Source organism: Bradyrhizobium sp. 134 (assembly GCF_023074155.1).
Taxonomy (GTDB): Bacteria; Pseudomonadota; Alphaproteobacteria; order Rhizobiales; family Xanthobacteraceae; genus Bradyrhizobium.
In genome coordinates this window covers 189101-202666 of the sequence record NZ_JADPKX010000086.1, presented here as the reverse complement: position 1 = coordinate 202666, position 13566 = coordinate 189101, and the positions used below count along the sequence as shown (strand labels likewise).

At 64.7% G+C, this 13566-nt stretch carries 10 protein-coding genes; 1 reads left to right on the top strand and 9 read right to left on the bottom strand.

All coding sequences use genetic code 11. The annotated features are described in order from the left end of the window. Positions 1-203 precede the first annotated feature (203 nt). Complete coding sequence (locus IVA75_RS35835) at positions 204-2567, bottom strand: transketolase (RefSeq protein ID WP_247288518.1); 2364 nt, start codon at positions 2565-2567, stop codon at positions 204-206. A 133-nt stretch (positions 2568-2700) separates the two neighbouring features. Here IVA75_RS35835 and IVA75_RS35830 point away from each other — a divergent pair, with 133 nt between their 5' ends. Then, on the top strand, positions 2701-3162 hold the full coding sequence (locus IVA75_RS35830) for an Lrp/AsnC family transcriptional regulator (protein ID WP_007593935.1): 462 nt from the start codon (positions 2701-2703) through the stop codon (positions 3160-3162). A 4-nt stretch (positions 3163-3166) separates the two neighbouring features. On the opposite strand, the gene IVA75_RS35825 is transcribed toward IVA75_RS35830, so the two are convergent. From IVA75_RS35825 to IVA75_RS35790, 8 genes are all read right to left on the bottom strand, one after another. Next, complete coding sequence (locus IVA75_RS35825; RefSeq protein ID WP_247288517.1) at positions 3167-4246, bottom strand: zinc-binding dehydrogenase; 1080 nt, start codon at positions 4244-4246, stop codon at positions 3167-3169. A gap of 59 nt (positions 4247-4305) precedes the next feature. Continuing rightward, positions 4306-5247, bottom strand: a complete 942-nt coding sequence (locus IVA75_RS35820; protein ID WP_247288516.1) for a DMT family transporter — start codon at positions 5245-5247, stop codon at positions 4306-4308. 186 nt (positions 5248-5433) lie between these two features. Continuing rightward, on the bottom strand, positions 5434-6273 hold the full coding sequence (locus tag IVA75_RS35815; protein WP_247288514.1) for an aldo/keto reductase: 840 nt from the start codon (positions 6271-6273) through the stop codon (positions 5434-5436). Positions 6274-6533: 260 nt separating this feature from the next. Next, positions 6534-9239, bottom strand: coding sequence for a nitrate reductase (locus IVA75_RS35810; RefSeq protein ID WP_247288512.1), 2706 nt, complete (start codon positions 9237-9239; stop codon positions 6534-6536). Between the two features lie 15 nt (positions 9240-9254). After that, positions 9255-10472 (bottom strand): FAD-dependent oxidoreductase, encoded by a 1218-nt coding sequence (locus tag IVA75_RS35805; RefSeq protein ID WP_346658457.1) that lies wholly within the window; start codon positions 10470-10472, stop codon positions 9255-9257. A 10-nt stretch (positions 10473-10482) separates the two neighbouring features. Next, a complete protein-coding gene (locus IVA75_RS35800; RefSeq protein ID WP_026233298.1) occupies positions 10483-10911 on the bottom strand; it encodes a globin family protein in 429 nt (142 codons plus the stop codon). A 119-nt stretch (positions 10912-11030) separates the two neighbouring features. Then, complete coding sequence (locus IVA75_RS35795; RefSeq protein ID WP_247288510.1) at positions 11031-12422, bottom strand: MFS transporter; 1392 nt, start codon at positions 12420-12422, stop codon at positions 11031-11033. Positions 12423-12760: 338 nt separating this feature from the next. Beyond that, positions 12761-13555, bottom strand: a complete 795-nt coding sequence (locus IVA75_RS35790; protein ID WP_027568839.1) for an ABC transporter ATP-binding protein — start codon at positions 13553-13555, stop codon at positions 12761-12763. Positions 13556-13566 lie beyond the last annotated feature (11 nt).

Here is a 13566-nt window from a genome sequence, read left to right as displayed (position 1 = left end):
AACCTCTTCTTGGGGGCTTGGAGGGGGCGTTTCGGCAGGCATCCTTGCACGAAAGCGCCGGCAATTGAACCCGCCATGTGCGGGGCCAGCATTGCGGCGGACGGAGGTTATATGAGCCTATGGCGGAGGGGTGGCAAGGTCTCGCCTCACTCACGATGTCATCCGGCCTAGTGCGCAATTGCGCACTAGGCCGGGGCGACGAATTAAACCGCCATCTTCCGATGCAGCACCGGCGCGCCCGTGGTGAGGCTCTCGGCCGCATCGATGATGGCGTTGGCGTCGATGCCGTGGTGGCGGTAGAGGTCGGCGATGGTGCCGGTCTGGCCGAACTGCTCGACGCCGAGCGCCTCGACGCGGTGGCCACGGACGCTGCCGAGCCAGCCCAGCGCCGCCGGATGGCCGTCGATCACGGTCACGATGCCGCAGTCGCGCGGCAGCGGCGCGAGCAGTTTTTCGATGTGGCTGAGATGCTGCACGCCGCGCCGATCACGGCGCAATCTCCGTGCGGCGGTCCATCCCGCATGCAGACGATCCGCAGACGTGATTGCGAGCAGGCCGATGTCGCGCCGGCTCTCGCCGATGAAGCCGGTCGCCTCGATCGCTTCCGGCGCAACGGCGCCGGTATAGGCGATGACGGCTTCGGCATTGGGGCCCGGCTTGCGCAGCCAATAGGCGCCGTCGGTGATGCCCTCTGCAAGCTCGGGTGTCATGATCCGCTGCGCCTGCTCGATGCTGCGCGTCGACAGCCGCAAATAGACCGAGCCGCCCTCGCCCGGATCGCGCTGCATGTGGTTGAAACCCCAACCCATGATCACGGCGAGCTCATCGACGAAGGCCGGCTCGAACGAGGCAAGCCCGTCCTGCGCCATGCCGATCAAAGGCGTTGCGATCGACTGGTGCGCGCCGCCTTCGGGTGCCAGCGTGATGCCCGACGGCGTTGCCGCCACCATGAAGCGGGCATCCTGGTAGCAGGCATAGTTCAGCGCATCGAGACCGCGCTCGATGAAGGGATCATAGAGCGTGCCGACCGGCAGCAGCCGCTCGCCGTTGATCTGGTGCGACAGGCCGAGCGCCGAGAGCATGATGAACAGGTTCATCTCGGCGATGCCGAGCTCGAGATGCTGGCCCTTGGGCGAGAAGTCCCAGTTGAAGGTGGAGGGAATTTTCTCGCTGCGGAATAAGTCCGCCTTCTCGCCGCGCGCAAACAGGCCGCGCCGGTTCACCCACGGACCGAGATTGGTCGAGACGGTGACGTCAGGGGATGTCGTGACGATGCGCCTGGCGAGTTCGCTGTCGCCACGCGCGATCTCGTTCAACACCAGCCCAAACCCCTGCTGGGTCGACATCTGCGGCGCCGGCTTGAAGGCGAGCTGCGACGGCACCTCGATAACAGGCGCGGTGAGCCGGCGGCCGTCCTGGTTGAACGACACGCCCGCGAGGAAGGCGTCGAGCTCGGCGGGACCTTGGGCGAGGCCCTCGTATCTGTCCCATTCGTGTCCGGGCCGGATGTTCTGGCTGTCGCGATATTTCTCCATCTGCGCGACCGTCATCAGGCCGGCGTGATTGTCCTTGTGGCCCTGGAACGGCAGGCCGACGCCCTTGATGGTGTAGGCGATGAAGCAGACCGGGCGATCGTGATCGATCGATTCGAAGGCGTCCAGCATGCTCGCCATGTCATGGCCGCCGAGGTTCGACATCAGCGCCAGCAATTCGTCGTCGCTGCGCTTGTCGATCAGCTTGGTGATCGGGCCCTGATCGCCGATCTCGTCGTGAAGATGTTTGCGGAACGCCGCGCCGCCCTGGAAACACAACGCGGCGTAGAGCGCGTTCGGGCAATTGTCGATCCAGCGCTTCAGCGCCTCGCCGCCAGGCTCGGCAAAGGCCTCGCGCATCAGCCGGCCGTATTTCACGATCACCACGTCCCAGCCGAAATTGCGGAATACGGTCTCGAACTTTTCCCAGAGACCTTCGCGGACGACGGCGTCGAGCGACTGCCTGTTGTAGTCGACCACCCACCAGGTGTTGCGCAGGCCGTGCTTCCAGCCCTCCGCGAGCGCCTCGAAAATGTTGCCCTCGTCCATCTCGGCGTCGCCGACGAGCGCAATCATCCGCCCTTCGCGGCGATCCTTCATCCAGCCATGTGCCCTGACGTAGTCCTGCACCAGCGAGGCGAACAGCGTCTGCGCAACGCCGAGGCCGACCGATCCGGTGGAGAAATCGACGTCGTCGACATCCTTGGTGCGCGAGGGATAGGACTGCGCGCCCTTGAAGCCACGAAAATTCTCCAGCTTCTCGCGGCTCTGCCGGCCGAACAGATACTGGATGGCGTGGAACACCGGGCTCGCATGCGGCTTCACCGCGACGCGATCTTCGGGTTTCAGCACGTGGAAATACAGCGCCGACATGATGGTGGCGAGCGAGGCCGACGAGGCCTGATGTCCCCCGACCTTCAGGCCGTCCGCATTCGGGCGGATGTGGTTGGCGTGATGGATGGTCCATGACGACAGCCACAGCGCCTTGCGGGCGAGCGCGGTCAACGTGTCGAGGCGGGCGGTATCAACGGGCATGGCAATGCTCCCGGAAAACAGGTGCCCGATGATACCCCTGCGGGACGCGCCAAACTTCTCAATTTATCGCGCAATACCGGCCAATATCGGAATAGATTACCAATCAATCGATAAAAACGACAGGTTCATCCCAATGCCCGCCCTCGACGCCATCGACCGAAAAATCCTCAGCTACCTCCAGAACGACAGCCGGCTGACCATGCAGGAACTGGCCGACAAGGTCGGGCTGTCGGTGTCGCCCTGCCACCGCCGGGTCAAGCTGCTCGAGGAGCGCGGCGTCATCTCGCGCTACATCGCGACCGTGGACCAGAAGGCGCTGGGGCTGCATGTCAGCGTCTTCATCTCGATCAAGCTGGCGCGGCAGAAGGAGGAGGATCTCAACCGCTTCGCGCGAGCGATCTCGAAATGGGACGAGGTGCTGGAGTGCTATCTGATGACCGGCAACCGCGACTATCTCTTGCGCGTCGTCGCAGCCGACCTCGCCTCCTACGAGACCTTCCTCAAGACCAAGCTGACCCGGCTCGACGGCATCGCCTCGATCGAGTCCAGCTTTGCGCTCAGCCAGGTGAAATATTCGATCGCGCTGCCGGTGTAAGGCATCACCGCCACGGCTGCACGATGATCTTGGTGTGCGCCTCAGGATTGGCGAGGTCGGCGAAAGCCTTTGCGACGCCGTCGATGCCGACTTCCGCCGTCACCATCGCCGCCGCATCCACCTGCCCTTCGGCGATCAGGCGCAGTGAGGCTGCGAATTCGTCGGGCGTGTAGCCGAGCACATACTGAACGTTGAGCTCCTTCATGATGCCGAGCATGGGCTCGCTCCTGTCGGTCTCCATGCACACACCGACCACGACGATCCTGGCATCGCGCGGCGCGCCTTCGAACACCTGCTGCAACAGCCCAGGCACGCCGACGCATTCGAAGATGATCGCGGGCTTCAGCGCGGGCAGCATCGCCTGCAAGGGCGGCCGCGCCCCCTTCTCCGCCTCCGACATTTGCGCATGCTCGGCCCAGGTCGCATAGGGCTGCGACACCCTTGGATCCACGACGATATCGGCGCCGAGTTTTGCCGCAAGCGCGCGCCGCGCCGGCGAATAGTCAGCGGCGACGATCGGATGCAGGCCCTTGAGCTTCAGCGCCGCAATCACCGCGAGCCCGACCGGTCCGCAGCCGATCACGAGCGGGACCTCGCCGCCACGGATGTTGGCCTTGGCGACGGCGTGAACGCCGACCGCGAGCGGCTCGGTGAGCGCGGCATGCTCCGGCGCGAGACCGTTGGGCACCTCGAGCAGCAGCGCTTCGCTCAGCAGCATCGCCTCGGCGTAGCCGCCAATATTGTCGTTGGAATAGCCGATGCCTTCAATGCCCTGCGGCGTCGCCAGGGCCGGCAGCGAGCAGACGCGCGTGCCCGGCTTGAGCTTGCGCACAGTCCCCGGGCCGAAGTCGACGATCTCGCAGCAGAACTCATGGCCGAACACGACGTCGCGGGCGAGGTCCATCGGCTTGCGCCCGGTCTTTCGCGCCATCTCCACCATGCGGTGGGCGTGCTGGCGTGCGTGCAGATCGGAGCCACAGATGCCGCAGGCGAGCGTCTTGACCAGGACCTGGCCGGGGCCCGGCTTTGGCTCGGCCATCCGGTCGACGACAATCTCACCGTTCCTGAAAATCGCAGCGCGCATCCGGCTCCTCCCGTCTTGTTGGAGCCGTTGATAGCACGAAGCGGACGCGTGAACTTGCGTCAGGGGTTCGGGGAACGCTCTTCCATGATCAGGAGCTGGGCGCGACGGATGCGCTCGCGATGGGCGATGTAGAGCCCGCTGGCGACGATGAAGGCTGCACCGGTGACGGTCCAGACATCAGGCACTTCGCCGAACAGGAAGAAGCCCAGAATGCTCACCCACAGCAACTGCGTGTACGAGAACGGCGCCAGCACCGAGGCATCGCCGTAGCGATAGGCCAGCACGATGATCCACTGGCCAACGGTGGAGGCGACGCCGATCACGATGCCGAGCCCGATCGCGGTCCAGGTCGGAGTGACCCAGACGAACGGGACCATCAGAGAGAGGATCGCAACGCCCGTCAGCGCCGAATAGGCCATCGTGGTAAGGACAGCTTCGCGCCCGCTCATCATGCGCGTCAGGATCAGCGCCGCAGCCCAGCAGAACGCCGAGACGATCGGGAAGAACGCGGCGGCGTGAAACGCGCTGGAGCCCGGGCGCAGGATGATCAGCACGCCGGTCAGGCCGATCGCGGTGGCGATCCAGCGGCGCATGCCCACCTTCTCGCTCAGGAAGACGATCGAGAGCGCGGTGACGAACAGCGGCGAGACGAAGCCGGTCGCGGACGCTTCCGCGATCGGCAGGAAGCTCAGGCCGGTGATGAAGAACAGCGAAGAGCCGAGCAATGCCGCGCCGCGCATCAGCTGCAGGCCGAGGCGCTCGGTGCGCATGGCATGCAGCGGCGAGCCCGGCAGCATCACCGGCGTGAACATCAGCGCGAACGTCACGAAGCGGATCCAGGTGATCTCGATCGACGGCAGGCTCGACGACAAATATTTCGCGGTGACATCGGAGCAACCGAGAAAGATCGTCGACAGCAGCACCAGCGCGATGCCCTTGAAGGGATGATCGACGCGCGCGGGCGCGCGGCGCGCCTGCGGCTTCTTTTCCGGTATAGGCATGGGAATACTGTCGAGCCTTGCGGCTGCGGCGGGCGGCGGGGTCACGGCTGGAACCTAGAAAATGCGAATCGGGAATGATCGTAAAAAACGATAATTGCGCCGCTTTCACAACTTCCGAAAACAGGATGCCGATATGCGCTCACGTCCGCGCGCGTCAAGACTCCATTAATATTAGGAGTTTGTGCACTACAGCATAGGCAGCCCGCGCGGCTTCGGACCGCGCGGAAACGCCGCATCGAGCGCCGCAATCTCGTCTTTCGTCAGCACGAGATCGCCGGCCGCGGCGTTTTCGCCGGCATGTTCCGCGGACGACGCCTTCGGAATCGCGAACACCGTAGTCGCACGGGTGAGGAAGCTCAGCGCGACCTGACGCGGCGTCGCGCGACGCGCCTCAGCGATGCGCGCCAGCACGGCGCCGGCTTTGCTGGTGCTCGCAGGGAAATCGTCGTGGCCGAACGGCGAATAGGCGACCACGGCGACACCATGCTGTTCGCACCACGGGATCACGGCGTGCTCGATCGCGCGTTCCTTGAGATGATAGAGCACCTGATTGCAGGCGATGCGGTCTTCGCCGGCGGCTTCGAGCATCTCGTCGAGATCATCGGCGTCGAAATTGGAAACGCCCCAGGATTTGATCTTGCCGGCCTTCACCAACTCCTCGAATGCGGCCACGGTGTCCTCCAGCGGATACGAACCGCGCCAATGCAGCAGATAGCAATCGAGCCGATCGGTCTTCAGCCGCTTCAGCGAGCGCTCACAGGCGGTGATGGTTCCGCGGCGGGAGGCGTTGCTCGGCAGCACCTTCGACACCAGGAACACCTCGTCGCGGCGGCCCGCGATCGCGTCCGCAATGACGAGCTCGGCATCGCCATACATCTCGGCGGTGTCGATGTGGGTCATGCCGAGATCGAGCCCGCGCTGTAGCGCCGCGATCGCGCGCTTACGATCGCCATGGTCGAGATACCAGGTGCCCTGCCCGATGACAGAGACGCTGGCACCGGTTTTGCCGAAGGGTTTCGTGTTCATAATTGCTCCGATACCCGTTTCCAGGTACATCATTGTTGTTTTGCGCGTTGAGGGCGAGAGCGCGGCACCATAGGGCACAATGGGGCGTGCGTCGATTGGGCTGAGGCGTAGCGCCCCGCCCGCTGTCATTCCCCGCGAAAGCGGGGAATCCAGTACGCCGTCGCCTTACCGCTTGATCACAGGCGTCTCGGCGTACTGGATCGCCCGGTCAAGCCGGGCGATGACGGCGGAGTATGCGGCGACGACCTAGAAATTCGCCTCTACCCCGCCGCGCCTGCGCGCTTGGTCTGCTTCGCCGGCGCAATTTCGGTGGTCGCAATCAGGCGCTTCAGCTCGGGAATGCAGGAGCCGCAATTGGTGCCGGCCTTGAGCTTTACGCCGATCTCGGCGGCCGTGCGCGCGCCTGCGACGATGGTGTCGCAGATGGTGCCGCGGCCGACGCCGAAGCAGGCGCAGACGACCGGACCGGTCGAAGCCGCGCCCTCGCTCGACTTACCGGACAACAGCATGCGCCGCTGCTCGTCGGTGACGTGGTCGGCCACGAACAGGCTCTTCACCACCTCCCAATCGCCGGCATCATGCGCGGGGCCGACGAACAGGCAGGTTTCGATGCGGTCGCCGGCAAACGACGCCGCGCGATAAACGCCGCCGCCGAAGTCGCGATAGTCGGCGACGTCCTCGCCGGCAACGCCACCGAGCCAGGCCGGCCAGCGCGACAGGTCCGCATTGTCGGCGAACAGATAGCCGAAGCCGCCGGCAACAGTGACGCGGGTCCACATCAGGTTTGGCGGCAGGTCCAGCTGCTTGCGCGACAACGCAAAGCCCCGGAAGACGTATTCATAAGGCCCGATCGCGGCTGGTGTCGCCTTGGACTCCGGCTGCCCCGAGAACGGATCGGTGAACGGTGCGACCAACGCCCCGACGCGACCGTGCGAGGCGTTCATCGCACTCCAGTGGATCGGCGCGAACAGCGTGCCGCGCTGCTGGCGGTCGCTGACGACGACCTTGAGGGTGCACTGGCCGTAGTCGGTGGTGATGCGGGCATAGCCGTCATGGACGATGTTGTATCTGCCGGCGTCATCGGGATGAATCTCGACGAACGGCTCGGGCAGATGCGCGCCGAGCCGCTGGCTGAGGCCCGTGCGCGTCATGGTATGCCACTGGTCGCGGATGCGCCCGGTATTGAGCCGCAGCGGCCGCGAAGGCCCGGTCTCGCCACGCAGCGCCGGGACTTCCGGCGCGACGAAGCGGCCCTTGCCGTCATTGGTGAAGAAGCCGCCGGCCGCGAAGAAGCGCTCGCCGGGCGCCCCGCCTTCACGCGCCGGCCACTGCACGGGCTTCAAGGCGTCGAAGCCCTCGTCGGAGAGCGAGGTCAGCGCGCCGATATCGAAGTCGCGGCTGCCATCGTTCTCGAACGCCGAGAGCGCGGCGTGCTCGCGAAAGATGTCGGCTGCGGATTTGTAACTGAAACTGTCGCCGAAGCCGAGGCGTTTTGCGGTTTCGCTCAGGATCCACCAGTCCGGCCGCGCCTCGCCGGGCGCCGGCAGGAACGAACGCTGGCGCGAGATGCGGCGCTCGGAATTGGTCACGGTGCCCGACTTCTCGCCCCAGGCGAGCGCGGGCAGCAGCACGTGCGGGCCGGCATCGACCGTGTCGTTGGAGAGCACGTTCTCGGAGACCACGAACAGCTCGAGCTTCTTCAGCGCCTCGCGCACGAAGTCCGCGTCGGGCAGCGACACTGCGGGGTTGGTGCCCATCACCCACAGGGCCTTGACCTCGCCGCGGTTGATGGCTTCGAACAGCTGCACCGCTTTCAACCCTTCATGGGTGGCGATGCGCGGCGCCTTCCAGAACCGCCTGACACGGTCGATGTCCGGCGGCGTGAAGTTCATGTGTGCGGCGAGCTGGTTGGCGAGGCCGCCGACCTCGCGGCCGCCCATCGCGTTGGGCTGGCCGGTGAGCGAGAACGGCGAGGCACCCGGCTTGCCGATGCGCCCCGTGGCAAGATGGCAGTTCAGGATCGCGTTGACCTTGTCGGTGCCCTGCGCCGACTGATTGACGCCTTGCGAGTACAGCGTGACGACGCGGGGCGTGTCACGGAACATCTTGAAGAAGGTGGCAATGTCCTGCTCGGAGAGGCCGGTCGCCAGTGCGGTCGCGGTGACGCTGCCGGCGATGCTGCGTGCGCGCGCCAGCGCGTCGTCAAAGCCCGACGTGTTTTGCGCGATGTAATCCTGATCCAGTGCACCATTGTCGGCGAGGTGAACGAACAGGCCGCAGAACAGTGCCGTGTCGGTGCCGGGCTTGAGGCCCAGGAACAGATCGACGTCGGTCGCGGTGTCGGTGCGGCGCGGATCGATCACGATCATGCGCGCGCCGCGCTCCCCACGGTTCTTCAACATACGCTGGAACAGGACCGGGTGGCACCAGGCGGCATTCGAGCCGACGAACACCAGCAGATCGGCCTGGTCGAGATCCTCGTAGCAGCCGGGCACGGTGTCGGCGCCGAAGGCGCGGCGGTGACCGGCAACCGAGGACGACATGCACAGCCGCGAATTGGTGTCGACGTTGGCCGTGCCGACAAAGCCCTTCATCAGCTTGTTGGCAACGTAATAGTCCTCGGTCAGCAGTTGGCCCGAGAGATAGAATGCGACCGCGTCGGCGCCGTCGCGCGCGACGATGTGCTGCATGCGATGGGCGACGTGATCGAGCGCATCGCTCCAGGCGACGCGTTCGAGCACGCCCTTGCAGCGGATCATCGGATAGAGCAGCCGGCTTTCCAGCCCGACCGTCTCGCCGAGCGCCGAGCCCTTGGAGCACAGCCGGCCGAAATTGGCAGGATGATCGGGATCGCCCGCGATCGCCGCGCCGCCCTTGCCGTCCGGCGTCGCCAGCACGCCGCAGCCGACGCCACAATACGGACAGGTCGTCTTGGTGGCGCGGAGCGTGGGATCGATCACCGTCATATCAAGCCGCCTCTATCAAGCCGCTTTGGAGGGACGCGCGAGCACGCGGCCAAACATCATGTCGGCGCGGATCGCCGCCACCTTTTCGCGGTTGCGGATCAGTTCGAGATACCAGAGCGCATCGACGGTATCGCCGATCAGCAGGGCGCCGGTAAGCCGGCCCTCGGCGATGACGAGCTTCTTGTAGGTTCCGCGCCTGCGGTCTGACAGCACGAGGCTCTCGCTACCCTCCCCGCCCATGAAGTCGCCGGCGGAGAACACGCTGACGCCCGACACCTTCAGATTGGTCGAGACCACGCTGCCCTCATAGGCCGCAGGACGACCAGAGAGATGCCGCGCCAGAACCCGCGCCTGCTCGTAAGCAGGCTCGACGAGGCCGTAGCAGGTGCCGCGATGCTCGGCGCACTCGCCGAGCGCGTAGATATCGGGTGACGCCGTCTGCATTTCGTCGTTGACGACGATGCCGCGGTTGACTGCGATGCCGGCGTCCTTCGCCAGCGCAATGTTGGGCCTGATGCCGGCGGCGAAGATCACCGCATCGGCCTCGATGCGGCTGCCGTCGGCAAGCTCGACCGCTTCGACACGGCCCTCGCCGTGGATGCGCGCTGTGGATGCATTGAGCAGGATGCGAATGCCCTTGCGCTCGACCAGCGTCTTGAGCAGGTCGGCAGCGGGCGCATCGAGCTGGCGCTCCATCAGCCGATCCATCAGATGCAGCAATGTCACGGGCGCTCCGGCCTTGGCGAGGCCGTAAGCCGCTTCGAGTCCGAGCAGACCGCCGCCGACCACGACGACGCGCTTCCTTGCGGCAGCGAGCGTCAGCAGCAGATCGACATCGCGGGTGTCGCGGAAGGTGTGCACGCCGGAAAGGTCGGCGCCCGGCACGTTGAGCCGCAGCGGCGTCGAGCCGACGGCGAGCACGAGCTTGGAATATTCCATGCTCTCTTCGCCTTCGATCTTGAGCTCGCGTCGGCCGGTGTCGATCTCGCTAACGCGATAGCCGTAGCGCACCGTGACGCCGCGATGGCGCCACCAGTCGGCGGGACGAAGCTCGATCTCGTGCGAGCCGGTTTCGCCGGCCAGCACGGAGGAGAGCAGAACGCGGTTGTAAGCGAGCCGCGGCTCCTCGCCGATCACGGCGACCGCGTAGCGGCCGAGCGAAGTCTTGGCGAGCTCGTCGACCAGACGCGCGGCCGCCATGCCGTTACCCACGATGACCAGCGGTTCACTCACAACGCGTCTCCTATTCGGCGGCCTGCGACTGTGCGCCGTAGGCCTCGGACATCATGTAGCCGGACAACACGCCGTAGGCGTCGGTCCAGGCGGTAGCGAGTTCGGGCGTCCAGGCCTCGCCGAGGCCCTTCTCCAGCGTCCACAGCAAGGTCGCGCCGACCACGGGGTAGTGCTCGGCCTTGGCGCCGTAGCCGACGTGACGCTTCGCAAGCGCCGAGGCCGCGGGAAGAATCGAGTCCAGGTTCGACAGGCCGCCGACGACGGCAGCGAGCATGCCCATCAGCTTCTTGCGCTGCTCGGTCATGTCCTCGGGAAACATCGCGCGCACGGACGGCGCGACCTCGAACAGGCGATCGTAGAACAGCACCGCGGCTTGCGCGGAAATCGGCGCGACCTTGGCAAAGCTCTGTTGCACGAGGGTGATCTGTTCTGGCGTCATGATGTTCTCCTGCCTTTTGGGTTTGCCTTGGTGCGCGCCATTGCGAACCAGGTTCATTGTCAAACTGTCGGGCAATGCTTCTCCCCGCGTACGGGGAGAAGCGAGATTCGTACCAAGTATTAGACACGTGCTCCGGCGAGGCTTGACGCGCCTTCACCCTGCAGGCTGCGACGCAGATAGAACCACCAGGTCAGCGCGAGGCAGGAGGCGTAGAAGCCGAGATAGATCGCGAGCGCGAGCTGCGGCCCGCCGGTCAGCGCGATCGACTTGCCGAAGCCGGTCGGGATCAGATAGCCGCCGACGGCGCCGACCGCACCGATGAAGCCAACCGCAGCACCGCTCTCGATGCTCGCCGTCTTCAAGGCGACCGCGCGCTCCGCATCGCCCTTGCCGCGCACCCTGAACAGATTCTGCTCGCGGAAGATCGAGGGGATCATGCGGTAGGTCGAACCGTTGCCGATGCCCGTCGTCACGAACAGGACCAGGAACATCGACAGGAAGCCGATGAAATCCTTGTGTCCGACGAAGTAGAGCACGCCGATCGTGGCGCCTGCCATCACGATGAAATTCCAGAACGTGATGACCGAGCCGCCGATCCTGTCGGCAAGCCAGCCGCCGAGCGGCCGCGACAGCGAGCCGACCAGCGGTCCCAGAAAGGCGATCGCAATCGTCACTTGCGGGAACTGGGTCTTGATCAGCAGCGGAAATGCCGCCGAGTAGCCGATGAAGGAGCCGAACGTGCCGATATAGAGATACGCCATGATCCAGGTGTGCTTGCGCTTGACCACGGCGAGTTGGTTCTTGATCGACGACTTGGCTGTGGTCAGGTTGTTCATGAAGAACACTGCGCCGAACACCGCGATCGCGATCGGCAGCACCCACATCAGGCCGGCGTTTTGAAGGAAGACGCCGTCGACGGGCGATGCCTGGAACAGGTTGACGACGGCGAGCGTCATCAGGATCGGGGTCAGGAGCTGCACGCTGGAGACGCCGATATTGCCACCGGCCGCATTCAGTCCGAGCGCCCACCCCTTCATCCGGTCGGGGAAGAAGAACGAGATGTTGGTCATGCTGGAGGCAAAATTGCCGCCGCCGAGACCGGCGGTCGAGGCAATCAGCAGCATCAGCCAGAATGGCGTGTCGGGCTGGCCGACGAAATAGGCGAGCGAGAGCGTCGGAATGAACAGGATCGCCGCACTGAAGATGGTCCAGTTGCGACCGCCGAAGGTCGTCACCGCGAAGGTGTAGGGAAAGCGCATCAACGCGCCGATCAGCCCGGGCACCGCGACGAGCTGGAACAGCTGGTCGGTGGTGTAGTGGAAGCCCGCCTGCGGCAGCTTGGTGGTGACGATGCTCCAGATCAGCCAGACCGAGAAGCCGATATGTTCGGCCACGATCGACCAGATCAGGTTGCGGCGCGCGATAGTCTTGCCAGTCGCATTCCAGAACGCCTCATCTTCGGGGCGCCAGTCTGAGATCCAAGTCTGATTACCAGTCGGACTCTTGGTCATTGCAAAATCCCTTCCAGGCTCACCGCTGCGTCGTTGCAGGCTCTGCCTCCGGCCACGGAGGCGCGCTCCGAGGCTTCACCCCGGTGGCGAGTTACGATGCTGATTGATGATGTTGAGGGACGTCGTCGTTGGCGTCGCAGTTGGTGCTTCAATTTCCGTGCCAACTGCGCGCATTCCGGAAACGCAGTAAATTCAGAAGCTTGTTCGAAGTGCTCCGAATTTTTGCAAGACTATTTCGCACGCAAATTTTGCGATTCGCTCAATCCCTGTGCGGCGCACAAGGATTGAGCTTGATGATTCAAAAATAGGCGTTGCGTGAGCACCTGTTGGTGACGCGTTTACGCGGCTTCGACGAAACGATGACGCTCATAGAGGAATTCGAGCACGCGCTGCCGGCACTTCAGGTAAGTGGCGTTGGTCGCGAGCTCGAGCCGCTTGCGCGGGCGCGCCAGCGGCACCTCCAGCACCTCGCCGATGCGCGCGCTCGGCCCGTTCGTCATCATGACGATGCGATCGGACAGCAGCACCGCCTCGTCGACGTCGTGGGTGATCATCAAAATGGTGTTGCCGAGCTTCTGATGCAGCGCCATCACCGAATCCTGCAAATGCGCGCGGGTCAGTGCGTCGAGCGCGCCGAAAGGCTCGTCGAGCAGCAACACTTTCGGCTCCATGGCAAGCGCGCGGGCAATGCCGACGCGCTGCTTCATGCCGCCGGATATCTCCGAGGGACGCTTGTCCTTGGCATGAGCCATCTGCACGAGGTTGAGATTGTGCATGACCCAGGCGTCGCGTTCGGCGCGCTTCTTGGTCTTGGCGAAGACCTTGTCGACGCCGAGCCTGACATTCTCATACACGGTCAGCCACGGCAACAGGCTGTGGTTCTGGAACACCACCGCACGGTCGGGTCCCGGCGAGTTCACCTCGCGGTTCTCGAGCAGCACGCCGCCGGTGGTGGCGTTGGTCAGGCCTGCGATGATGTTGAGCAGGGTCGACTTGCCGCAACCGGAATGGCCGATGATCGAGACGTATTCGCCCTTCTCGATAGTGAGATTGATATCCTTCAGCACCTCCGTGGAGGCTGCGCCGCGGGTAAAAATCTTGTCGATGTGATCGAGCTTCAAATAAGCGGTCATGTGCTTGTCCC